Raw genomic sequence first — 25,292 nt, 5'->3', positions numbered from 1 at the left:
TCAAAACGGAATTAGAATGGAAGTATCACGACCGTACACACGATGAACGCGGTCGGCATAAAATCACTTTGACGGTCGAGCGGTTCCGCGGCGATCTCAATGCGACGATCGATCCTGGAATTGGCCGACCTTTCATAGGGGCGATCTTCGTGAACTCGCGAACACTCCTCAAACAGCTGGCGATTCTACTCGCTGTCATGGCGGGATTTGTGGAGTCGGGCAATGCGCAAGCGGCGCCGCCACAGGAGGGATTGATCCTGTGGTTGGACGCGAGTGAAATCGACAGCGATGCGCTGCCTGATGGGGCGATTTCGAAATGGACCGACAAAAGCGGGCATGGGAATTATGTCGTCCAGGAAATCGCAGAGCGGCGACCGACTTTCAGCAAAGATGCCTGGGACGGACATCCCGCAGTTCACTTTGATGGCGATGATCTATTGGTTGCCGAGAAGTTTGCAGGACTCGCAACCGGCGACCGGCCGTTTCATATTCTGATCGTCATGCGCGGCGGAGCGAATTCCTCGCACATGGCGCAGCGGTTGATCGATCTCAATTCCCGTGACGTGGCCACGGGAGATTTCCCCAAACGCGCGGGCCTGTGGGTCGGTTATCAACAAGGCCGCAAGAAACTCCGGATCGGCATTCACAATGGCGACGAAGGTGAGGGGCAAAGCGCAGCTTGGAATGATCACCCCACATTGATCGAAGCGGCCTATACCGGCGAACAAGCGTTTGCGCTGCACGTCAATGGCCGTCGCGAACAGCGGGGGGTGTTCAACGGTACGCATTTTCTCGGATTCCAACCGCTGGTCTCGTTGGCCCTTGGGCAACACTTCGGCCAAGTCGATGCGACCGATTCTTACTTCGAAGGGGACATCGCTGAGGTACTGGTCTATGACCGGGCATTGACGGCGACACAGCAGTACGAAACGGGGCAGTATCTGTCAAAGAAATACGCGCTCAAGACCGATTTTCGTCCGATCCCGCAGTTCGAACGGGACATCCGACCGATTCTGGCGTCGCATTGCCAAGATTGCCACGGCGGCGATGTGCGGGAAGCGGAATTGGATTTGCGGACAGTCTCGGACATGCTTCGTGGCGGGCAAGCGGGACCGGTCATCGTTCGCGGCTTTCCCGATCGCAGCGAAATTGTCGCCATGATAAAAACCGGCAAGATGCCGCCCGACGGGGAGAACCCGCTCTCAGCCGACGAGGTTCGCATGCTGCGCGATTGGATCGAAGCCGATGCGCCGTCAACAGAAAAGATCGTCTTAACGGCTGACGCAACGAACATCACCGCCGAACAACGTCAGCACTGGGCCTACCAGCTGTTGAAGGTCGAAAAACCGCGGTCGGTTGTCGCAACCGATCGTATCGAAAACGACATCGACCGCTTCGTCGTCGCGAAACTTGAAGAACAAAACCTGCAACTCTCACCACCGGCAAATCGCACGACGTTGATTCGCCGCGTCTACTTTGACCTGATCGGTCTGCCACCCACACCAGAGGAGATCGATGCGTTTATTTCAGACAAGCGCCCTGATGTCTATGAGCGTTTGGTGGACGGACTTTTGAATTCGGAACATTTCGGCGAACGGTGGGGACGGCATTGGCTGGATGTTGTCGGGTATGTGGATATGTTCGGCAGCGACAACGATGCGGCAATCATCAAGCCGCTCAATGGAAAGTGGCGGTACCGCGATTACGTGATTCGCGCCTTCAATGCCGACAAACCGTTTGACCGGTTTTTGGTCGAGCAGTTGGCAGGGGATGAATTGTACGACTGGAAATCCGCCGACGCATTTACACCAGAGATGCTGGAATGCTTGATTGCCACTGGGTTTTTGCTCTCCGCCAACGACGACACCGACCAAAACGAACTCAATACGCCCGATGTGCGGCATCATGTCGTACAACGCACATCGGAACTGGTCGCCAACAGTCTGTTGGCTCTAACATTGCAGTGCGCAAAGTGCCACGACCACAAATACGACGCATTACCGCAAGCCGATTATTATCGTCTGCAAGCGGTTTTTGCGCCAGCGTTCAATGTGCGGCACTGGGTTGTCTCGACCGGTAAAGCGCGCGCGGATGTTCCCGATGCGGTGAAAACCGAGATCGACAGTATCAATCAACAGGCCGACGCCGAAATTGCCAAGCTAACGCAGCAGGACGCAGCGATTCTTGCGCAGGTCCGACAAAACGTTTATGACAAAAAACTCGCCGCGTTGCCCGCTACCATTCGGGAGGATGCGAAAACCGCCGTCGCCACACCGGCTGATAAACGTAGCGACTCGCAAAAGCAACTCGCCGTTCAATATGAAACCCAGTTGAACGTAACGACTGAAGAAATCAAGGCGGCGCTAAGCGACGAACACAGACAGCAATGCGCATCGATCGCCCAGCAAATTGCCAAACAGCAAAGCAGCAAGCGCGCCTACGGAACGATACAACACGTGCACGAGACGTACCCCCCGCCGCCGACGTATGTGCTCCGCCGCGGAAACTATCTGCGGCCCGGTTTGGAGGTGCAGCCTGGATTGTTAAGTATTCTGGAAACACCGAGCACGGAGGAATCAAATACGGTTGCCGCGGCCGGGAATTCCAGCGGGCGCCGATTGGCATTGGCCCGTCAACTGACTAACGGGGACAAACTGGCGGGGCAATACGTCGCGCGGGTGATCGTCAATCGATTTTGGCAGCAGGTTTTCGGGCGGGGCATTGTGGCGACCAGCGACAATTTCGGTGTTGCTGGGGCGGCGCCTTCCCACCCGGAATTGCTGGACTGGCTGACGTCCGAGTTCTTACGAAATGGTTGGCGGGCCAAACCGATCATCAAACAGATGGTGATGTCCCATGCGTATCGACAGGCAGCGGTTCTCACGTCGGAGATGGTGGCTGCGGAAAAGACGGATCCGGAAAACGCTCTGCTGTGGCGGATGAATTTGCGGCGGTTGGATTCGGAATATGTCCGCGACGCAATCTTGGTCAGCAGTGGCAAGTTGGACCGCAGCTTGTTTGGCGAGTTTATCCCGGTCGATGTCCGTCCCGATGGCATGGTGGTCATCAAAAAAGCGGGGTTGCCCACGCCCACCTATCAATGGCGCCGCAGCATCTATGTGTTGGCACGGCGCAACTATCACCTAACCATGCTGCGGATTTTTGACCAACCGATCGTGGCTCGCAATTGCACACAGCGCGAACCGTCGGCGGTCGTCACGCAAGCGCTGACGTTATTACACGATGATTTCGTACTGGAGCAAGCCGCGTTCTTCGCAGAGCGACTCGCCGCGCACAAAACCCCAGCGGAGCAAATCACGGCCGCCTATCGCATCGCATTGGGCCGACTCCCCACGGATGAGGAGATCCGCTGGTGCACGGAATTGCTGCACCGGCAGGCAGAACGGTTCCGTACGGATGAAAAAACAGCCGAGAAGGTGGACCAATTGGCTTTGGCGCAGCTTTGCAAGGTTCTGTTCAACACCAACGAGTATTTGTACGTCCGCTGAGGAATTAGACGACGGGGTTCAACCATGGCACAGCGACCTATCGAAACTGCATCACGCTTGTCCCGGCGGCAAATGTTGAAAATCGGCGCGTTGGGATTTGGTTCGATTGCGTGCTCGTATCTTGACGGTATGGAACAATCCGCCGCAGCCGCGCCTGTCGACAATGGACTGGCTCCCCAGTCGGGGCATTTTGAGGCTCCCGCCAAAGCGGTGATCATGCTGATGCAAAACGGCGGCCCGGGGCAGATGGATCTGTTTGACCCCAAGCCGGATCTCACCAAGCACAGCGGCAAGGTGCACGTCGAAAAAGTCGAGATGTTTCAACCCGGCAGCGAGGGAAACACGCTGTTAGGCAGTCCGCTGAAGTTTCGCAAATACGGCGAGAGCGGTATCGAGATGGCCGAAATCCTGCCGCACCTCGGTTCGGTGGCGGATGAGATTTGCCTCGTGCGGTCGATGTATAATCTGCATAACAATCACACGGAATCACTGGTGGCGCTGAACACCGGTAAGATCTTCCAAGGTCGTCCCGCCCTCGGTTCGTGGGTCAGTTACGGACTCGGTACAGAAAACCAAAACTTGCCCGCCTACGTCGTGCTTCGCGACCCCGAGGGGTATAACACGAGCGGCACGTTGTTGTGGCAAAACGGTTGGATGCCCGCGCTGTATCGCGGCACCGAAGTCAGCACCGCGGGGACGCCGGTACTGAATCTCAATCCCAGCCAACCGATTCCCCCGGCGGTACAGCGCGAAAATTTGGACCTGTTGGCCAAATTGAATCGAAGGCATCAGCAGGACTTTGCCTACGAATCCTCGCTGGAAGCGCGGATCCAAAATTACGAACTCGCCGCGCGCATGCAACTGGCAGCTGCGGAAACGTTGGACCTGTCACGGGAGACACCGGCGACGCGCAAGATGTACGGCCTGGATGAACCCGAAACTGCCGGGTACGGGCTGCGGTGTTTGATGGCCCGCCGGTTGGTCGAGTCGGGTGTTCGTTTTGTGCAAATCTTGCCGCCGGTCAAACCCAATTCGCAGCCTTGGGATGCGCACGATAATTCTAAGACCGATAATGAGGCCATCTGCGCCAAGTGCGATTTGCCCTCTGCTGCCCTGATCAAGGACCTCAAGCAACGAGGACTGCTGGAGAGCACGATTGTCGTTTGGTCGGGAGAATTCGGCCGCTTACCTGTGTCGCAAAACGGCAAAGGCCGCGACCACAATCGCAATGCATTTAGCCTGATTCTCGCCGGCGGCGGTTTTAAAGCGGGGCATGTGCACGGCGCGACCGACGACATCGGTTATCGTTCGGTCGTCGACCCGGTGGGAGTCTCGGATTTGCATGCGACACTATTGCATCAATTGGGGCTGGATCATACACGACTGACGTATGAGCATCACGGCAGCGACGAAACACTGACCGATGCCCGCGTGACCGATGCCCGCGTCGAGGGTGAATTGTTCCATGGTCCGGTGCGGGTTTGATGCTCAGCACGCATTGAGTACTGCCGGCGCCTTGGACAAATTCATCCTGGTGGGTATTCTGTATCAGAGCAGATTTACTCATTTACCAAAGGATGACCTCAATGAAATTGCCGCTAAGATTCGCCGCCGCACTGTTCGTCTCCCTCGCCGCCGTTCCCGCATTCGCCGGGGAATGGGTGGAGCTGTTCGACGGCAAGACGCTCGATGGCTGGACACAACGCAATGGCACCGCCACCTATCGTGTCGAAGATAAAACGATCGTCGGAAAAACCAATACGGGCAGTCCAAATTCGTTTTTGTGCAGTGACAAAGACTACGGTGACTTCGAGCTAGAATTCGAAGTCAAGGTGCACGACAAGTTGAATTCCGGCGTCCAAATCCGCTCCCAAACCAAAAAGACCCCCACCGGTCGCGTGAATGGTCCGCAGGTGGAAATTGAAGCCAGCGGCGCCAATGGCGACGAAGCGGGTTACATCTACGCCGAAGGGACCAAGCTTGGTTGGTTGATACCGGATGATATCCGAAAACCGCACAAACATTTTAAGGACGGTGAGTGGAATAAATACCGCGTCGTTGCCAGCGGCCCGCGGATTCAGACTTGGATCAACGGCAAACCGATTGCCGACCTAACTAATGAGTCGATCTACAAAACGTACCCCAAAGGCTTTATCGGCCTGCAGGTGCACGGCATCGGCAAGGACAAAGGACCGTACGAAGTCGCTTGGCGGAACATCCGCATCAAGGAATTGGACTAATTTTGACGTTCTGACGCCGGAAGGTGATGCCGGTCTCCTGTTCCCCGTTTAACGCATAGCCTGCTGGCGCATAGGACGTCATACGGCACGACGTCCCATAATGCACTCAAAGGGTGGTCATGAACGGTCAACAGGAACCGGCGCAACCCGATGATGCGCTCGTCATCGAAACGTTTCACGATGATCCCGTTACGACTCCAGCGGAGCGCGCGCCTGGAACGAAGCAATCGTCGCTTCGCTGGGTCGAGTTGATCGGTGTCTTTCTGCTGATCGTCTTGTGCGATGTCACGATTTATCACGGCCAAGGCTTCGCCGGCTATGCGGCTTTGTTCCTGATTGCTCCAGTTCTATTGTGGGTGAGCTCCAACCGACGCAGCGGCGGACCGGCGTTTTGGATTGTATCGTTCATGATGCTCGCCTTGGCAGCTAAGATGCTGTGGTGCGGATCCAACGCGCTGGTGGCCGTCGGGTTCGCGTTGATTGTGGCCTTTGCGATGACGTTGGTGGGGCTTTGTCCTTATGTACTCGAAATGCTCTTTTTTGCGCTGCAAACGGCGCAAGCCGGATTTTACGGAATCGTTCGTTTTGGTCGACAATTGAATCGCCTCGGCCCGATCATTCCACGTGCCGGCTGGGTCAGCATTGTCCTTCCATTACTTGCCTTCTTGGTATTCAGCTGGATATTTGTGCTGGCGAATCCCGACTTGAATGTTTGGTTCGGGCAGGGAATGACGCAACTGTTCAAGTCCGTGCAGGTATGGGTCGAGCAGTACTCGCCCGATCCGCTCCAAATCGGATTTTGGGCGGCGGTTTTGTGGATCGCTTTGGGATTGCTGCGGCCGGTCATAGTGGATTCGCAAGTCTTTTCGTCAACCGGCGAAACTCCGACTGACGAACCCCCCGAAGCCATCGATGCCGATCTCTATCCCGCGCTGCGAAACACATTAGTCACCGTCGTGGTGCTGTTCGGCGTCTATTTGGTCTTTGAATTTCAGAGCATGTGGTTTCACGAATTCCCACCTGGATTTCACTATTCAGGTTATGCCCACGAAGGGGCCGCGTGGCTGACGGCGGCGCTTGCATTGGCGACGATCATGCTTTCACTCGTCTTTCGCGGAGATATTCTGCGAGAACGACGCGTTGGTTCGTTACGGCGACTGGCCTGGCTGTGGTCGATCGAAAACATGCTTCTGGCGGCATCGGTCTATAACCGGCTGTTCATTTACATCGGCTTCAACGGCATGTCGCGGATGCGGATTGTAGGGTTGTTTGGTATGACGGCGGTTGTGGTGGGATTCCTGTTAGTGATCTGGAAAATCGCCCGCAATCGCAATTTGTTTTGGCTGGCCCGACGTCACTTGTGGACGCTGGCCATTGCGCTGTACCTGCTCGCCTTAACGCCGCTGGACACGCTTGTTGTCGGCTACAACGTCCGCAGGATTCTCGATGGTGATCCGGCGCCGTCGGTTCAAATCAGCGTACATCCCATCAATTCCGAAGGGATTTTGCAGCTGCAACCGTTGCTCAACAGCGACAACGAAATCATCCGGGAAGGCGTGCGCGCGTTACTGGCTTTGCACCAAAGCGAAGCGGAATCAACAGCGACACGCCGCTCTGCTTTGGGATGGACGACGTATCAGATTGCGGATGAAATCGCGCTGGAGGAATTTCGCCGGAACCAGGAAGCATGGCAGCAGTATACCGATCCCCAAGTCCGCCAAGCAGCACTCGATCGATTCCACAAATACGCGTATCAATGGTTTTAACTGGCCGGGACCGCGATTGATTTCATCAACGGCCGCCCGTGCCATTCATGCTCGATACCGGTCATCAATAGTGCACAGTCGAACTCCACTGAGCCGGGTGGGAAGAGAGTCGGATCTTCAAAGAAACTGGATTTCACATTGGTGATCTCCAGCGGTTGGACGTGCCAATTGAAAGTGAGCAATTCCAAGCCATCAAACTCGTTGGACTTGCGTGTTGTTGAGTAGCCGAGTGAACCCGCCTCGAAAAAGTCCGACACCTCAGCGATCGATTCAAAGATCGACGTGTCAGGGAATGCTTCTGTAATCGTGCCTTCGACAGCGACGTGTGTATCGTCATCATCGCTGTCGAGTTGGACCTTGTAGTGGCCCCCGTTTTCTTGAACCTGGAACTGTGCATGATGGTGCAGGCCGGGAAAGATCGTGCCACCGGCCAGGGTATTAAAGCGCGAGGACGTATCGCGGCGAGGGATGTAGACCCCCTCGCGCAATTGCCCCTCCTCTTCCCACTCCACAGCAATGCGGTGAGCGGCATTTTCCGAGGAGATGCCAACCAGTGGCGGCAGAAAGCGCGGGCGAAGCTGCTTGAGTCGGATCAGACAGATCCCGGCGATGCCGTAGCCCTTAACCGGTTTCGGCCGAAACGGTGATGGTAGGAGAGTGGCCAACACATCGAGCTTGATGCGGTAATTGACCAGAATCCGCCGGTCAATCACGCCACGAACCACGGGGATTTTCATGGGGACTGCTTTCTGTATTCTCAAACGGTACGGGTAGACGACCGCCGTTCCGCCAGGAAGTTAACAGAAAATGATCGCCGTTTTTTGGGGCACCCAACGCCCGGAGCTTCAAACCGGGCGTTGAGTCGCCAAACTATTTTTGGTTGCCCAGGCGGCGATCCAAGGTGTCCAAAGTCTCTTTAAATGTGTACTTCAAGTAGTCGTCATCCGGATGAGTCAGGGCTTCATACAAAACCGCTTGTGCTTCAGCGGAATCGAAAAAGCTCAAAGCACGCACGGCTTCGAGACGCACGCGAGGATGTTCGTCGTTGACTTGTACCTGCAGTAATGCCAATGGCTTGTTCACGCGGTCCCGCCAATAACACAACACTCGCGTCGCAGCGGCGCGGACGCGATAGTCGGGGGAACGCAGCAATTGTTTCAAGAAGTCTTCATCGACGACGTCGTGATGCTGGTGGACCCACAACGCTTCTAACAGATTGTGCTGGTAATTCTCATCCGCTTGATCCAGCCCGGCGATCCAGGCATCCAGTGCCGCCATGACTTCCGCGGTATCGCGTTCACGTAGTTCACGGCGAACCCGATATCGGGTGCGGTCTTCGTAGGTCTTGAGCAGATCCAGCAATGCAGGAATCGGTTGTCCGGCGATTTTGGCCGGCGTGACCAGCGGGCGATCTTTGTGACGAATCCGCCAGATGCGTCCATGGTTTTTGTCGCGATTGGGATCGCGGAGCGAATGCTGCATGTGGCCAATCAACGGATTGAACCAATCGACGAGATACAGCGCGCCGTCGGGACCGAATTGCAAATCGACCGGGCGAAAGTTTTGATCGGACGATTGCAACAACGGCTGCACCGGGTCGGCGGCGAATCCCGAACCGTCATCTTTCATGCGATATTGCAAAACACCGTGAAAACCGATGCAGTTATTCAGCAGGTAGTTCCCTTGAGCGTCGTCCGGAAAATTACCGCTGGAGACAAATTCACACCCCGACGTCGGCCGCCATTGTTTGGTGAAAAACTGTTTCATTTTTCCGTGTTTGTGCGGATAGTCGACCTGGCCCGAGAAAGCGGTGCCGTAGTAGTTGGCTCCACCCGAAGCATCGGCGACGAAATTTTGTCCCCAACCATCGAACGTATGCCCCCAAGGATTGGCAAACCCATAAGAGACGAAGACGTCGAGCTTTTCGGTCTTGGGTTCATAGCGATACACGCCCGCATTTTTGCAGCGAACCGGACCGTAGGGGGTTTCGACTTGTGTGTGGTGGAAAGTTCCTTCCTGAAAATACAAACCCCCGCCCGGTCCCCAGGTGAAGGCACTGAGCGAGTGGTGCGAATCCGCCGTATCGAAGCCGTGCAGCACGATCGACCGCTCGTCAGCCACATCGTCGCCATCGGTATCTTTGAGGAACATCAAGTTGGGTTGCTGCGCCACATAGACGCCGCCGTCTCCCAATTCGATGCCGGTAGGAACATGGAGGCCGTCGGCAAAAACGGTGCTCTTATCGGCGCGGCCGTCGCCATCGGTGTCTTCGAGAATCAGAATCTTATCGTCCACCGGCGTCCCGGGCAGGTACATCGGATAGGAATTCATCGTGCAGACCCACAACCGCCCGCGGGCGTCGAAGGTGAATTGCACGGGGTTTTGCAACTCGGGAAACTGATCGTCGGATGCGAAGAGGTTCGCTTCATACCCGTCGGGCAACGTAAACGTCTTGAGCGTATCTTCCGGCTTGGTGATTACGATTTCGCGTTCGAAGTTTGTGGGCACCTTTTTGATTTCGCCGGCAACGGTGTCGTCGATTTTATCCGGTACCGATTTTCCTTGCGCCACATCCCACACCCGCCGGTCACGCAGAGCGATCATTTTGCGGAGCTTTTTGAATTCATCCGGAAAATTCACGACGCCGAACGGTTCTTTGCGGCCGCCGTAAATATAGAACCCATTGACCGCGCGGTGGTCGTACCAAAACTGACGGTTCTTCTCGTTGACCTCCGCCCGGACTTTGTTCAAGTCGGCTTGCCCGGCTGAGGCGGGCCGCGGCCCGAACAACGCTGTTTCCATTACCGGTGCCAATTGGCTGTAACCGTAATCGTTTAGGTGAACGCCGTTGATGGTCAGTTTCTGGTCGGCATCGTGCATCAGTTTTTGCGACGGTGTAAACAGATCGACGAAGATCACGTTGTTTCGCTTCGCGACTTCCGCAATTGCCTCTGTATAGGCTTTGATGTTTTCGTTGTTGGCTTTGCCATCGGTCACGCCCGGTCGGCCGGTGTCTTCTTGGGCGATGGGTGAGAACAGGACCAATTGCGGCGGCGCTTTGCCGTTGTACTTGGTGGTCGTGGTGGTCTTGATGAAGTCTTCCAGGTCGGCGACAAACTTCGGCAACCCCTCAGGGCCGGTAAAGGATTCGTTGAAACCAAAGCAAGCGATCACCACGTTGGGTTTGTGGTCTTCGAGGTTGTGGCCATGATCCTGAAAATCTTTAGAGCGCGGCCGCAAGGTGAGTTCATCGGCCGACCAACCTAGATTACGGACCACCAATTCATGCTGCGGAAACCGGCTATGCAACAGCGACTCAAAGTGGCCGAAATGCTGCATCCGCTCTGCCAGCGTATTCCCGATGAGGACAACGTGGTCCCCCTTATTAAGTTTCAAAGGACCGGATTCTTCAGCAAACCCGTTGCCGGCACAGAGTCCGATCAACGCCAGTAGGAACATGGTGCGCATCTTCAACATATCACAGTTCTCGTTTGTGGAGCCGTAGTTAGAAAGTTTTTTAGCTACCACGATTATCGTGGGTCGAACAAAAAAGGGCAAGCGGCGGGTGTTGTATTTAGCAGTGGGATTGTTTTGAAAACAGACTCGCGCAGAGACGCGGAGGCGCAGAGAGAAGAAGGCTGTTCGCCCGTTGCAAGCCGTAAGACAAGTGAATTGCGTGCGCACGAGATGTCAAGAAAAGTCCGGGTGGACCGAAATGCTTACCTGTTGATTTCTTTGCGCCTTTGCGTCTCTGCGCGAGGTTTTCTTTCAGAGAATTCAAAACTCGTGCTACGTGTTTTCTCCAGCGGCCTCTTGGCGTTTGAGGTCGCCGAGTTTGTCCCGCAAGATTTCCAATTGCCGTTCGATCGAACGTCGTGAGAGTTCAACCGTTTTGAGGATCGTGTCGCTCTGTTTGCTGATCGATTGAGCGGAGGATTCGATCTTACCGAGGTTGCCGGTCCGCTTTTCGATCTCGAGCACGGCGACGTCGATGGCTTGGAAGTCAGCGGCTTTCGCTTCGCTGTGTTGCCCGGAACGGACGCAGAGCGCGCGGGCCAGTGTTAAGCCTGTTTTTAAATACAGATCATTGTCGGGTTGTTCAGGATCCCAGACGACGAGCACGTCGTTACGGTAGCGCGCAAAGGGTTCCATGCCGTCGGGAGCGGACTTTTTGGAAAATACGAACAGACCGGTCTGAGCTGCGCGGTTCTTGCGGGCCGTCTCAATCTCTTCCAGCGCCTTGGCGACGTTGTATTCTTTTTTCTGTTTGGCTTCGACAACGATCTTCGCCCCGGCGGCGGCATTTTCCGGGCCGAGTTCGATCATGCAGTCCCCTACTTTGCAGTTCTTAATCAGCCCCGTCGTATTGCCGGTGTGGGAGGCAATGTCACCCGTCCGTTGTGACTCCTGTTGTATAAACGTGTAGACCGCATCTTCGAAGTCGAGGCCGTGCGTCGTGGACCGTGCTGCTTCTTCGCGACGGGTGACCATCTCGTTGAGTGATAGCTTGACCTCTTCGCGGAATTTCTGATTCGCTTCGGAATGCGTTTCCAGCACCTTGAGGATTTCGCCTTTCAGGCGGGCCAATGACGATTTTTCATCGTCCAACGTCAGGTTGCTGTTGATCGTGTCCTTGGTGCTGTCCAGGATCGATTTTAGTTGTGACAGGGCCGAGTTTTCGTCGTTGAGCGAAAACTCACTAGTGATTGTTCGCTGCGCGCGGTCTACATTGCGGACCAACCGGCTCAGGGCTGAGTTTTCCTCATCGAGTGAAAACTCACCGACCACGACATCGATTTTTTTCTGCAGGTCGCCGCTCAGTTTGCCATGATTTTCGTTGAGTTCCTTCACCAGCCGCGCCAGTGCCCCTTCGCCGTTATCGAGTGAAAACTCATTCAGCACCCGTTCGCGCTGCGTAGTCAGCTGCTTTTCAAAGGTCTCGCGAAATGCCGCCAACAAGCCTTGCGATTCCTCGGGGCTGAGCAGACTCATCAACGGGCTGCTTTGCCCGAAATGGCTGTCGAGCGTTTTGCAAAGTTCTGAATCTTCGCCGCCAATTTGCCGGCGGAGCAGTTCTTCCAATTCGCCATCTTTGCGAATCAGTCGATTGACCCGTTCCTGCAGCCGTCCGTCCTCAGGATCGAAATACTCCTTGAGCATCGCGGCCATTTTGGTGTGGACGTCGCGGCCATGTTCGCTGAGTTGTTTGTCCAGGCCCGACAGCATGCGTTCGCTTTCGCGGCGGATTTGTTCGGTGTCGATTTGCCCCCGCGCCTGCCGCAACGCTAGCACGCCGATTCGTAGCGCCGAAAGGGCGAACTGCTCCCGCGGATCCCCCGCAGCCAGACTCGTTAATTCGGCGATCGTATCGGGATCGCGAACGACCAAATCCAGCGGCATGGAAGTGGGATGTGCGGCGACCAAGCGGCGGTCCGCCGAAGTCACTGTTGGCGCGTCAGTACGTGATGAGTCCGGCATGATGTTCTCCGCCCATTGACGTGTCGAGAGACCGCACGGCCCGACGAAAACGGCCGACCGCCAACAAGCTATTCCTATCGGGTAGCGAATCAACCACGCAATGTGTTATTGCGCAGCAGCGCTCTTACGGCAGCGATCTGTTATTCGGTTTTGTTGGTCTGCTCATCGATGAATTCAATCGCCTCTTGAAACGTGCGCTTCGCTTCGGGGCCACGCCAACCGTGCCCTTGGCCGATTAAAAACTCCACGCGTCCAGGGACCTCAACCGCGGTCAAGGCCTCGACCATTTGTATCGCTTGGTCGTGGGGGACGAGAGTGTCCTTGGTCCCTTGATACATCAACAGCGGGGGATCGCCGGCGTTGACATACGTGATCGGCGAGGCGAGGCGATACGCTTCGGGTTGCTGTGCTGCGGTTCCGTTGAGGAATTGCACGACGAGTTTATTCGAACCCGTAGGAAATTCGGACTGCAGATTCGTCGGCCCGAAAAAACTAACACCCACTTGGATTTTACTAGACCAATCGAACCAGCCCCCTTTGCCTTCCAATCCGTCCCCGTCATCCATGGTGGCGAGCATCATCACCAAGTGTGCACCGGCGGAAAAACCGATGGCGCCGATTTTGTTGCGGTCTAGGCCCAGTTCATCGGCATTGGCTCGCAAAAAACGAATCGCGCATTTGCAGTCCTCGACTTGGGCGGGAAAACGATGCGCTGGGGCCAAGCGATAACCAATCGTCGCGGAAAAATAACCTTCACGGGCCGCCTTTTGAATTTCGTCGCGATGGCCGTTCTTGTTGCCAAAGGTCCATCCGCCTCCGTGGATATAGATGATCGCTGTCAGCGGCTTGTCGAATTTCTTCGGGCGCGCCCAATCCAAGATCAATTGTTCGCCACCACCGACGCCGTAGATCACATCCTCGTGATATTCAAACTCCAACGGTTCCTCGGAAAGACCCGTGCGCGTCATGCACGTGACCGTGAGGCAAACGGCCGTTCCCAAAAGATAGATCAGCAAGTTTTGACGTGGCATGGTTGTTCTCCAAATCAGACGCTGCTGGTGACCGCGAGCGGTCGGTTTGGGTTAGTGTTTTTTGGATTTGCCTTTGCCGGCGGACTTAGGTCCGCGGGTGTTCATCTTGAGGCTGTATAGTTTCTTCGAGCAGGTCAGATACAGCGTTTTGCCATCTTCACCACCAAAGGCGACGTTGGAGCAGAATTCGGGAACCGGGATCAAACCGAGCGATTTGCCCCACTTATCGCAGACCCAAACGCCGCCGCGGCCGCTGAGGTACAAGTTCCCCTGCTCGTCGATCGTCATGCCGTCTGGAGAGTCGTTGCGCTCGGTATCGGGATCAAAAAATACGCTTCCCGGACCGACCGAACCGTCCGCTTGAATTGGGTAAGCCCGCCAATGTTTCAGGTAACTGTCGCCAACATACAACGTTTTCCCGTCGTTGGAGACCAAACAGCCATTGGGAACCTGCATATCATTCAAAACCTGCGTCACCTTGCCAGTCGTCGAAAGGTGATAGACCGCGCTGGTGAGGCGGTTTTTGAAATCGGGGTCGGTGTAATAGATCCCGCCCCCTTTTTTTGGCGAAGCGGCGACGTCGTTCGGTTGATTGAGCGTCGGATCATCCACAAGGATCTTTGTGTCGCTGGGAGCTTCACGGGCGATTTGGTAACTCATCAGCTTGTTGCCATAAGCCTGTGCACCCAGCAATCGGCCATCGCGAGCTAAGCAAGTCCCGTTGACTCCCTTGGTGTCATCCAGCCAGACATGCACCTTGCCGGGACCGTCCAGACGTAGGATTTGCGTGTCATTGTCGCGAAAAGCGGTGAAGTACAACCGCTGCGTCTGAGGGTCCCAAGTCGGGCCTTCGAAAAAACGATCGTCGCCGTATTCTTCCACCAGTTCGTCGCCGTCAGCGACAGTAGGCGGCAAGGGATGATTTTCCTCAGCAGTCGCGACTCCGGAAAATCCGCCGCACAGCAAACCGACGATGGTCAAAGGGAATAGGGAACGCATCAGCCGTATCTCCTGGAAACTAGTTCTAGTTCGTGATGGCTATCTGTGGGAATCACTTTTTCACGGCATATGCCAACTACTTCGCGTATTGAATTGTCCGCGTTTCCCGTAGCACGGTGACTTTGATTTCACCGGGATACGTGAGTGCTTGTTCAATGCCTTTGGCGATGTCGCGACACATCTTGGCGGCTTCGCGGTCATTGACCTGCTTGGCGTCGACGACACAGCGGACTTCGCGACCTGCTTGGACCGCATAGGCGTGATCAACGCCGGGAAAACCGCAAGCCAAGGCTTCCAGTTCTTCCAACCGTCGCACATATTTTTCTAAGGTCTCGCGGCGTGCCCCGGGACGGGCTGCGGAAATCGCATCGGCCGAAGCGACAAGCACTGTGTAGATATGATCCACGCGAATGTCGTCGTGATGTCCAAATGCCGCATGCACCACCTCGGGCCCTTCTCCGTAACGTTTGAGCAACTCGGCTCCCACGGCGGGGTGTCCCCCCTCCATTTCGTGGTCGGCCGCCTTGCCAATGTCGTGAAAGAATCCACAACGGCGAGCCAAGGTTCCGTCCAGGCCCAAGGATTCCGCCAACAGCCCGGTCAGATAGGCGACTTCGATCGAGTGTCGACGGACGTTTTGGCTGTAGCTGACGCGGAAGTTCAAACGGCCCATCAGCATGATGAGTTTTTCATGGACGTCGACGATCCCCGCTTCTTGAATGGCCTCATTCCCCAAGGTGCGGATGTGTTCATCCATTTCCTTTTCGGTTTCGTTGACGATTTCCTCAATCCGCGAAGGATGAATCCGACCGTCTTGAATGAGCTTAGTCAGCGATAAACGGGCGATTTCCCGCCGCACGGTATCGAATGCGGAGACGATCACCACGCCGGGGGTGTCGTCGACAATGACATCCACACCCGTGATTTTTTCGAAGGCGCGAATATTGCGTCCTTCACGGCCGATAATGCGGCCCTTCATATCGTCGTTGGGGATATCGACCGTCGAGACTGTTGTTTCCGAGGCGTGACTGGCGGCGCAACGTTGGACTGCCATGCCGACCGCTTCGCGGGCTAATTTGTCGCACGTTTCCTTGAGTTCCTGGTTGTGTTTCAGGATCACCGCGCCGGTTTCGTTTTTGAGTTCCACACGCAGTTGCGTCAGCAGCTTGTCTTGGGCCGCTTCGGGAGACAGTCCGCTGATTTGGAACAGTTGGTCCCGTTCCTCACGGAGGACTTGTTCCAACTCCGCCTCACGCGCGTCCATTTGCTTTTGGCGATCGGCGAGTTTGGTCTGGACTCCCTCGATCATGCGTTCCTTTTTGTTGATGTCTTGCTGCAGTTCGCCGAGCGTGGTTTCGCGGCGGTCGAGTCGGCGTTCTTGTTCGCGTTGTTCTTCGCGCGCCGAGTTCAGTTCTTTCTCCACAGCTTCGCGGCGGCCAATCAGCTCTTCCTTGGCTTCCAGCTCCTGCGACTTCTTGACGTTCTCCGCTTCCTGCCGCGCTTGTTCGATGATCTCATCGCGACGTTGGTAGGCAGCTCCACGGCTGATCCGTTCAATGACCAGTCCGATTCCCAGACCAACAATCAAAGCCAGGGCGGCGGAGATGGCGGTGACCGTTTCGGATACCGCCAACACCGCAGTAATTGCGTTCCCCATAGACCGATTCCTTCATTATTTTTGTAATCACGAAAATCCCGGCGCTCGCCAAAGCAAGTGGCGGGGCGTCCCGTGTTAAACTGAGTTGTCGACCGGGTATCGATACGCACCGATGCCACGGTCATATGACAAATTACAGGGGAGCGAAGCGACGGACACGCGATTTTCAATGGCCAAAATCGCCATGAAAAGATCGAGTTCCGTTTGATGAAGAATTGGTCGAACGCAGCAGCGAACCGCAGGCCGGTCGTTACTTCAATCTGGGATGCAAAAACGTGATCTCTCTTGCCGGGAGCGGCGGATGCCATCCGTAATGTTCGCGCGGAATCCGCGACAACACCGGAACATAAGCCCGCATCCTGCGGCTGGACAAGATGGAACGTAACCACGGATTCTCGGTAGCGAGATTCAACCAAAAATTCCGCAGCGTCACGTCCTCGCGCAATGCGGCGTAAGCCGCCCGCGCGGGTGTCGTCCCAATCCGGCCCCAAAGCCGGATGATCGAAATCAACGCCAGTAGAATTTTATGAAGCATCGCCCTGCAGTCCGCAGTAGGTTACTGGATACCACGCTTAACACATTCAGACTGAGATAAAACCGTTAAACGGCTGCCGTTGTGATTCCCCGTTTCTCACCAACGTCGCCACCCTCAGGGTGTCGAATTGTGAAAGATTCATCGAAGACAACGAAGTTGTCCATCCCCCGGAGACGCTGGGCATCAATTTTTTACGCCCGACCTCTGGACGATGAATAATCGTAAGTCCATACTACCAAAGCAAAACCGATATTCAACCGAGAAACGACAATTGGGTTGGTATTGTCGGTGATTCCAAGATCATCCCGGCGGACTCCGCACTTTCACACGATTCAAACATGTCAGACCCCCACCAACACCCCTTCCTCGGTTCGCTCAGTCAAGCGGTGAAGACGGTTTGGGACGCCGGTGACGCATTGTTGGCGGTCTCCGGTGGAGCGGACAGCATGGCGCTGTTACGGGGCATGTTGGACCTGAACCAAGCCCACTCCGGCCGCTTGGCGGTGGCCCATTTCAACCATAACTTGCAACCAGCCGTCTCCGACGACGTCGCCCGTTGGTTGCAACAGACATGTGAACGGCTTGACATCCCCTTTCACTTGGGGGCGTCGGATGTCGGCCAACTCGCTGCTGAATCGGGGCAGGGGATCGAGGAATCCGCCCGCAATGCCCGCTATGCCTTCTTCAAGCAGACGGCACTCGACAACCAATTTACGCAAGTTCTTGTTGCTCACACACGCGATGATCAGGTCGAGACGATTCTGCATCATCTGTTGCGAGGCACCGGCGTTGCCGGTTTGCGGGGGATGCCGGAGCGGCGCGCGCTCGTTCCATTGTCGGACGGTCAACCGGAGATCGCATTGTTGCGCCCGATGCTCACGGTCACTCGTGCGCAGGCGGTTGATTATTTACGGACCGTAGGCCAGGACTACCGTGACGACCCGTCGAACGTCGATGTGGCATTCACGCGCAATCGAATTCGACACGAGTTACTGCCGCTTTTGGAAACGTCGTTCAATCCCAATATCCGGGATGCATTGAGCAAATTGAGCCAGCAGGCCGGCGACCTGCAAGATGCTCTGGAACAGATCGTGCATCAACAATTGCGCGGCGCCTTGCTCGACGTCAATGCGGACATCGTTCGGTTGCGGTGGCAACCGCTCAACGAACAAACGCGGCACGTTATTCGCGAATGCTTTGCGATGTTGTGGAAACAACAGCATTGGCCGCGGCAGCGGATGAATTTTTCGCACTACGACCGCTTGGCAACACTGTTGCAAAACGGAGGAACGGCGAACTTACCGGGCGGAATTGTTGCCGAGCGTCGCGGGGAATTGGTCGTCTTGAGGCGACAGTCCCACTTCACGTGATCCCTCCCCCAACCCCCCGGCGGAACCGGAGGGGTGGAGAGGAGTCTGCGGGTTAGGCGTTGGGCATTGACATCGGTTTCATCGCCACGATGCCCAGCGGCGGCAAATGCACTTCGATGCTCTGTTTGTGACCGTGGCTGGGGACCGGTTCGCTATAGACGCCGCCGAGGTTGCCGACGTTCGTTCCCCCGTAGATTCCGGCATCGCTGTTGAGCACTTCAGAATAAAACCCGGGGCGAGGAATACCGATGCGGTATTTCTGCCGCGGTACGGGGGTGAAGTTGCTGATGACGACCAGGAAATCATCCTTGTCCTGGCCTTTGCGCAAAAAGGCGAAGACACTATTCGCGGAGTCATCACACTGAATCCAGTCAAACCCTTCTCCGGAGAAGTCGAGTTCGTGTAACGCGCCTTGGCTGCGATACAGTTCGTTCAAGTCACCGATATAGCGCCGTAGGCCATCGTGGTATTTGTGGCCTTGCAGGTTCCAGTCGATTTCGCCGTCATGGTCCCATTCGTGCCATTGCCCCAATTCCCCGCCCATGAAGAGCAACTTTTTGCCGGACATGGTGTATTGGTAACCGTAGAGCATCCGCAGGTTGGCGAACTGTTGCCAATGGTCGCCCGGCATTTGCGAGAGCAGCGAACGTTTTCCGTGGACGACTTCGTCGTGCGATAACGGCAGCACGAAGTTCTCCGTAAAGGCGTACACCATGCGGAAGGAAAGGTCGTTTTGATGGTGTGCACGATGAATCGGATCGAGTTGCATGTAGCGCAACGAGTCGTTCATCCAACCCATATCCCACTTCATACTGAAGCCGAGTCCGCCGTTGTAGACAGGATGCGAAACGCCGCCCCAAGCCGTCGATTCTTCGGCCACAGTCAAGATTCCCGGGAAATCGCCGTGGGCCATCACGTTGAAATCTTTGAGGAACCGCACCGCTTCTAGGTTTTCGCGACCACCAAATTCGTTGGGGACCCATTCGCCGGCGTTGCGTGAATAATCCAAGTACAACATCGAGGCAACAGCGTCGACCCGGATGCCGTCGACGTGATATTTTTCCAGCCAAAACCGCGCGCTGGAGAGCAAGAAGTTGCGCACCTCGTTGCGGCCATAATTGAAGACCGCCGTGCCCCAATCGGGATGGAACCCCTGGCGGGGGTCAGCATGTTCATACAACGCCGTGCCGTCAAAGCGCGCCAGCGCGTGGCCATCGATCGGGAAGTGCGCAGGGACCCAATCGATCAACACACTGATGTTCGCCTGATGGCAGTAGTCCACAAAATAGGCGAAGTCGTGCGGCGTGCCGAATCGACTGGTTGGTGCGAAATAACCAGTTGCCTGATAACCCCAAGAGCCGTCGAACGGATGTTCGCTGACTGGCATAAGCTGCAAATGGGTAAATCCCATTTCACGGCAATAATCGACCAGCATGTGCGCCAATTCGCGGTAGTTAAAAAACTCCCGACCATCGGTGGGCTTTTTCCACGATCCCAAATGGACCTCATACATGGAAATGGGTTGCGCCATCCAGTCGGTCATTTCCCGTCGCGACATCCACGCCTGGTCCTGCCAGACAAAGTCGCTCATGTCATAGACGATCGACGCGGTTTTGGGCCGCAACTCCTGGAAAAACGCAAACGGGTCGCTACGTTCGGTGACGACGCCGGATTGTTCTTTGATTCCAAATTTATAGGCGTCGCCATGCGCCAAGTCGGGGACAAAGCCGTTCCAAATCCCTTCGTCCGAAGGACGCAACGCATTGCGACCGTGCGACCAATGGTTGGCGTCGGTGAGAACGGAGACTTCGAGGGCGTTCGGCGCCCAGACGGCGAATCGGGTCCCGGTAATCCCGTCGACTTCGTCGAGATGGGCACCCTGGAATTGATAGATAGAAGCGTGCATGCCATTGCGCATATTTTGAATATCGGTTTCAGTAAATAACGGACCGCAACTGCGAACGCGATTGTTGGAATTCCGCCAAGGGACGGAGGGGCGTTGTGACATCGGTTTCGGTGAAAGATCGTCCATGATTTTCTGCACTTCAAAAAATAGGCAAGGCCCAGAAAAACTAGACCCATTGATTCGGTAACCAACGCGAAGTTGCGCACGTCCTGCGATTTCCAAACCCACGCAGTGACCTCAACGACTCAGAATCGGCAAAGCGACCCGAATGCGACCATCATGTCGGTTATGAGGATTAAAACAAGACTCCTAAGTGGATTTCGTCCGCCAAAGGGCCTGCACTTGAGGGCTGATCGTGATTTCCTGTCAGACGGCTCGTTCTTGATGAAAAACGCCGTAACAGATACTTGGTCATGTACTTAGGTCCCTCCTCTTGCGATTACCTAAATTGCCGTACTGTCTACTCAGGCACTTTTGTGTCAAGTCCAAAGTGCTGTTCGCATTCCTCGGAATTGTTGCCTCGCAACGAGTCACCTTGAGCAATCCAGCGATTATGGCAAACACGTGACGTTGCCCGTTTGCAACGCGTTTTCCGCAGACGGCACCTGCAATTGTGAGGAATTCCTGGATATCCCTCAAGTGATACTCTGAATTCTCTTCAATTCTGACGTACACTTTGCGAAACAGGTCTGCCGCACTCCGTTTCGAATCTGCAACAGTTGAGAGACTCATCGTGAGCACTAATCGTTTCTTGGTCCTGGTCATTGGCCCGGTGATATTAATCGCCGGGAGTTACTGGGTCACATTTGAATTCCCCCACAATGCGCGGGAAGTTATGGCCGCCACGGCTATTGATCTAACACCGCCACAATTCGATTTGGGGCAGGGCGATCATCCCGCGTTAGTGGAGGCCTGCAACAAGACTGCCGCGGCGCTCATTCTCCGCTTAGGCGAGCAGTACCGTGTTGCGGTCGAATCTCCCTATGTGATCGCCGGGGATATGCCTGAGGCTGATTTGCGGAGGCATTATGAGACTACAATTACGCCGATCGTCCATGCCTTGCAAAGCAGCTATTTTGAAACGAGTCCCAATCAGCCGATCACCATCGTCATGTTGACCACAGTCCGGAACTATCGCCTGGCTGCCCGCGAGTTGGATGATTATGATGCCACGCACTACCACGGTTATTTTCGCAGAGATCAACGGCGGATCATGTTGGATCTCTCGAGCGGCAACGGCACATTGGCGCACGAATTAACGCATGCTCTGTTTGGTTTTGATTTTCCCACCGGTCCGGAATGGTTCGACGAAGGCTTAGCATCGCTGCACGAGCAAGGAGAATTCAGTGAGGATGGCAGAACGTTGTTGGGTCATCACAATTGGCGACTCAATTCGCTCAAACAAGCCTTGCTGTCGGGACAGCTCAAACCGATTGAGAAATTGATCCGTGCGCGGACATTTCGCCAAGAGGGCGAGGGGTTGCAGTACGCCCACGTCCGCTACCTATGCCTGTACCTTCAACAGCGTGGCTTGTTGAAAGAGTATTACCGCGAATTTCGCACGGCGGTCGGCGACGACCCCCATGGGCAGGCAACGTTACAAAAGGTGCTGGGCGTTGATTCGATGGACGAGATCGATGCGGACTTCCGCATCTGGCTACGCAATGAATTTCACTCCATCAGTCGCTTCGCCAATTGAGGTCTTGAAATCCGCCCGAGGATGTCGGGCGTGCCACTACCGTCCCGAGCGTTCGTGTTGCACACGGCGAAGTTTAGTAAACAGCCGCCGCAGGTTCGGACGCGGTACGGCGCCCTCTTCGGTTTCATTCGCCGCTGATTTATCATTCGCAGTTGGTTGCCGGTCATGACGCAATGTTTGCGATGGCTTTGCCGGTTCCAATTCCACAACGTCAAAATCTGGTTCCTCTGAGGCGGCGACTTCACCAAAGTCCAGCTCATTGATTTGATTGATGACGTTTCGGTGCGATTTCAGACTTTTGTTCAAAATGGCTGCGTTGAGTGCATCGACCGACGGTCCTTCGGCTTGCTGCTCCGTCTCGTTTTCATCCTCAAGCTCACAAGAATCGGTGGACGCATCTTGCATGTCTGCGGCTACTGGCTCGGCAGTCGCTAATTCTTCGACAACTGCCAATTCCTCAACAACCGGGGTTTCCATGGGGATTTCCGGTTGTGGCTCTTCGGAGTGACTCACTGCTGTCAAAGGTGGCCGTTCACGGCGCTCGGCATCGAGTGCTGCGTATCGATCGACAACCAGTTCCTCTTCGAACATCACCGCTCCGCTTTGGTGATCGTCCACCAACGGCACAACCCCCGCAATGGCGGCAGAATTTTTAGACGATTCATGCGATGAAATGGCAACAGTCTCCATAGGAACCTCCTCCTCGTTTTCGATCTCCACTTCCAGTGCGTCCATCTCGATAACGTCATCCGCTTCCACAATCACCGCTTCAATGGCGATCTCTTCGTCGTCATTGGCTATCGCATAGGCAATTTGTTCCTCTTCTTCCACCGGCAGGCTGACTTCTTCGTGCGGGACTTCGTTTTCGGCCGGGCTTTCGTCCATGCCGCCGATTTCGATGCTCTCCATTCCGTCGTTGGAAAACGCTTCGAAGTCAAACGGTTCGACGTCTTCATCCGCGTCAGTGAATTCGTCCAAATCGGTGGACTTCTGTTTCAAGGCATCCAACGGTCCAGCGACACGTGTTCGTTCGTTCCAATGCAGCGGTAATTGCCGCAGGTCTTCCAAGGCCTCATCGACCAGCGCCGCATCGGCACAGGGCTGGTTCGAGACAAACGCCAATAACAGCGTATGGTCGCAAAGTTGATTCAATGCGCGGGGCACGCCGTCGGCCGCATGGGCGATGGCGGCCATTGCGTCGTCGGTAAAGATCTGCTGCGGATTCGCGCCGCCCCAGTTCGTGCGGTACTCGATGTATTGCCGCGATTCGAAACGGGACAACGATTCCAAATGATGTTGCGAAGCAATGCGTTGGTTGAGCGCCGCCATGCCCGGTTTCGCCAAGGTCTCTTCAAGCGCCGGTTGTCCGCTCAGTACCACGCGAACCAGCGGAATTCCACCGGTCGTTAAGTTGGTGATACAACGGACTTCTTCTAGCAGACGTTGCGACATCAAGTGCGCTTCGTCGATGATCAAAGCGACGCCATCGCTATCAGCTAATGCGGACTCGCAATATTTTTCCAATTCCAGCCGCAATTCCTGCTCGGCCATGCCGGTGTAGGACTGGCCCAATTCAAAGAGCACGCTTTGCAGCAAGGACCGGCGGGTGGCGAAGTTCGCATTCTTGAGCAGCGCCACTTGAAATTGCTCGGACAATTCCTCGGCGAGCCGACCACAGAGCAAGGTCTTGCCCATCCCGGCGGCTCCGGTCAAAACGCCAATCCCCTGTCCCCGTTGCATACTGATCACAAACTCCGCAATGGTCTCGCGGATGTTGTCCGTGATAAACAGACAGTCGGAATCGGGAGTTGCCGAAAACGGACGTCGTTGGAATTGAAAATGTGATTCGTACATGGCCTCGGTCCTTGAGACGCAGCGGGGGGTAATGGACATAAATGCAGACCCCGACAATCTCAGTGGACCGATTCGTAGGAAAACCGGCAGTCGACCTATGACGTGCGTCGATCGATCCAGATTGTGAGCATCTGATATCAATCTCATCGAACCGTGACGGGGGGCTACTTTAAGCCAAGGTCCTCGTCTCAAAATGTGAGAGAGGTTTTCTGCAAATAGCCGGTGGGCAACACCGTTTACGGTGGCGAATTGCGCATCCTGGGCATTTCAGGAGTTTCTTCCCCGCCTGCAGGCGTGCTAAGCGCCTTGAGCACACTGGGATCGATATCCTGGTTCAAAAACACTGTCGAGCCATCCGCTTTGAGGAACATGACTCCATCACTTTTGCCCAGGCTACCAAACGTAAGGCTGTCCCCCTGCAGCCCATCCGCGGGATTGCGGACATTTCGAGGATATCCCCACGGTGCGAAACCGTCCACCACCTCACCGGCGATCACTGTATTCGAGGTTCCATCCACGATTTCTTTGAACGCCAGCCCTTGATTGTCCGGAAAGACCTGCGAATTCCCGGCCAAATGGCTGAGCGCATAGCCGTTGCCGGTGTGAGTCATCGGGATGGATGGATTGACATATTCTCGGATGACTTCATCAAACGCCCACTGGTTTTCCACGTCGTTCCATGGCAAATCGAAGTGAACGTTCTCGTACTTTGCGCTGTACCCGAGAAACGGTAGCAGCGCAGTTTGCCAACTATGGAACTCCGTTCCCTGTTCGTCAAAAATTCCACCGGCAGGCATCACGTTGTAAACGTCGTGATAATTGTGCAGTGCCAAGCCAATCTGCTTGAGATTTCTTTCGTTCCAGGTAGTTTGGGTTGGTACGGCAGCAACCGTTCTGGAATTTGCCGCTTGCCGATAGATCAGAATTGTTTGTATCGCTACGAAACAGCCGACCAGCAACACAAAAAGTAGGCCAATCCCCACGACCCACTTCCAAGGGCTCTGCGGGACCACGGGAGGCGGGGGTGCGGGTTCGAGCGGCACCGCATCCGCTCCGTGGAATTCAGAACCGCAACTTGCGCAAAAACTGGCCAATTCGGGAACCGCAGCGGTGCAATTCGGGCAGGTCTTCATCGCGATGTTACCTGATAGACGAGACGCAGGGGGAACGGGGTGGCCGCTACCTCAAATGACGAACGGCGGAGTACTCCTCGTGGGTAAGGATACTCCGCCGACCGAAATTTGTTTG

General features: G+C 55.4%; 16 protein-coding genes. 6 read left to right on the top strand and 10 right to left on the bottom strand.

Features of this window, described 5'->3' with window-relative positions:
* Positions 1–149 precede the first annotated feature (149 nt).
* From CA54_RS26715 to CA54_RS26700, 4 genes are all read left to right on the top strand, one after another.
* Positions 150–3,509: a DUF1553 domain-containing protein gene (locus CA54_RS26715; protein WP_146374036.1), complete on the top strand. Its 3,360-nt coding sequence runs from the start codon at positions 150–152 to the stop codon at positions 3,507–3,509.
* 24 nt (positions 3,510–3,533) lie between these two features.
* On the top strand, positions 3,534–4,994 hold the full coding sequence (locus tag CA54_RS26710; RefSeq protein WP_146374035.1) for a DUF1501 domain-containing protein: 1,461 nt from the start codon (positions 3,534–3,536) through the stop codon (positions 4,992–4,994).
* 101 nt (positions 4,995–5,095) lie between these two features.
* Positions 5,096–5,749: a 3-keto-disaccharide hydrolase gene (locus CA54_RS26705; RefSeq protein ID WP_146374034.1), complete on the top strand. Its 654-nt coding sequence runs from the start codon at positions 5,096–5,098 to the stop codon at positions 5,747–5,749.
* Between the two features lie 119 nt (positions 5,750–5,868).
* Complete coding sequence (locus CA54_RS26700) at positions 5,869–7,515, top strand: DUF4153 domain-containing protein (protein ID WP_146374033.1); 1,647 nt, start codon at positions 5,869–5,871, stop codon at positions 7,513–7,515.
* Here the strand turns inward: CA54_RS26700 and CA54_RS26695 are convergent.
* The 7 genes from CA54_RS26695 to CA54_RS26665 all read right to left on the bottom strand — a co-directional run bounded on the left by CA54_RS26695 (position 7,512) and on the right by CA54_RS26665 (position 17,215).
* On the bottom strand, positions 7,512–8,252 hold the full coding sequence (locus CA54_RS26695) for a DUF2071 domain-containing protein (RefSeq protein ID WP_146374032.1): 741 nt from the start codon (positions 8,250–8,252) through the stop codon (positions 7,512–7,514). The two genes, CA54_RS26700 and CA54_RS26695, sit on opposite strands and share 4 nt — an antisense overlap.
* Before the next feature lie 133 nt (positions 8,253–8,385).
* On the bottom strand, positions 8,386–10,992 hold the full coding sequence (locus tag CA54_RS26690) for a PVC-type heme-binding CxxCH protein (protein WP_231963209.1): 2,607 nt from the start codon (positions 10,990–10,992) through the stop codon (positions 8,386–8,388).
* 312 nt (positions 10,993–11,304) lie between these two features.
* The gene (locus tag CA54_RS26685; RefSeq protein ID WP_146374031.1) at positions 11,305–12,993 is read right to left on the bottom strand and encodes a hypothetical protein; all 1,689 of its coding nucleotides are present in this window, start codon (positions 12,991–12,993) and stop codon (positions 11,305–11,307) included.
* 140 nt (positions 12,994–13,133) lie between these two features.
* Positions 13,134–14,024, bottom strand: coding sequence for an alpha/beta hydrolase (locus tag CA54_RS26680; RefSeq protein WP_146374030.1), 891 nt, complete (start codon positions 14,022–14,024; stop codon positions 13,134–13,136).
* A gap of 51 nt (positions 14,025–14,075) precedes the next feature.
* Positions 14,076–15,023, bottom strand: coding sequence for an SMP-30/gluconolactonase/LRE family protein (locus CA54_RS26675; RefSeq protein ID WP_146374029.1), 948 nt, complete (start codon positions 15,021–15,023; stop codon positions 14,076–14,078).
* Positions 15,024–15,099: 76 nt separating this feature from the next.
* Positions 15,100–16,680: a ribonuclease Y gene (rny, locus tag CA54_RS26670; protein ID WP_146374028.1), complete on the bottom strand. Its 1,581-nt coding sequence runs from the start codon at positions 16,678–16,680 to the stop codon at positions 15,100–15,102.
* A gap of 250 nt (positions 16,681–16,930) precedes the next feature.
* The gene (locus tag CA54_RS26665) at positions 16,931–17,215 is read right to left on the bottom strand and encodes a hypothetical protein (RefSeq protein ID WP_146374027.1); all 285 of its coding nucleotides are present in this window, start codon (positions 17,213–17,215) and stop codon (positions 16,931–16,933) included.
* Positions 17,216–17,553: 338 nt separating this feature from the next.
* Here CA54_RS26665 and tilS point away from each other — a divergent pair, with 338 nt between their 5' ends.
* Entirely contained in the window at positions 17,554–18,585 is a 1,032-nt protein-coding gene (gene tilS / locus CA54_RS26660; protein ID WP_146374026.1) for a tRNA lysidine(34) synthetase TilS, read from the top strand.
* Between the two features lie 52 nt (positions 18,586–18,637).
* Here the strand turns inward: tilS and glgB are convergent, their stop codons facing one another.
* Complete coding sequence (gene glgB / locus CA54_RS26655; RefSeq protein WP_231963208.1) at positions 18,638–20,617, bottom strand: 1,4-alpha-glucan branching protein GlgB; 1,980 nt, start codon at positions 20,615–20,617, stop codon at positions 18,638–18,640.
* A 607-nt stretch (positions 20,618–21,224) separates the two neighbouring features.
* Between glgB and CA54_RS26650 the strand changes: the two genes are divergently transcribed.
* On the top strand, positions 21,225–22,190 hold the full coding sequence (locus tag CA54_RS26650) for a hypothetical protein (RefSeq protein ID WP_146374025.1): 966 nt from the start codon (positions 21,225–21,227) through the stop codon (positions 22,188–22,190).
* 36 nt (positions 22,191–22,226) lie between these two features.
* On the opposite strand, the gene CA54_RS26645 is transcribed toward CA54_RS26650, so the two are convergent.
* Both CA54_RS26645 and CA54_RS26640 read right to left on the bottom strand, forming a co-directional pair.
* Positions 22,227–24,044, bottom strand: coding sequence for an ExeA family protein (locus CA54_RS26645; protein WP_197532862.1), 1,818 nt, complete (start codon positions 24,042–24,044; stop codon positions 22,227–22,229).
* 236 nt (positions 24,045–24,280) lie between these two features.
* Positions 24,281–25,177: a DUF1559 family PulG-like putative transporter gene (locus CA54_RS26640; RefSeq protein WP_146374023.1), complete on the bottom strand. Its 897-nt coding sequence runs from the start codon at positions 25,175–25,177 to the stop codon at positions 24,281–24,283.
* Positions 25,178–25,292: the final 115 nt, after the last annotated feature.

This window comes from Symmachiella macrocystis, assembly GCF_007860075.1.
GTDB lineage: Bacteria > Planctomycetota > Planctomycetia > Planctomycetales > Planctomycetaceae > Symmachiella > Symmachiella macrocystis.
The sequence above is the reverse complement of the archived record's forward strand: the minus strand, read 5'-3'. Positions and strand labels throughout refer to the sequence as shown.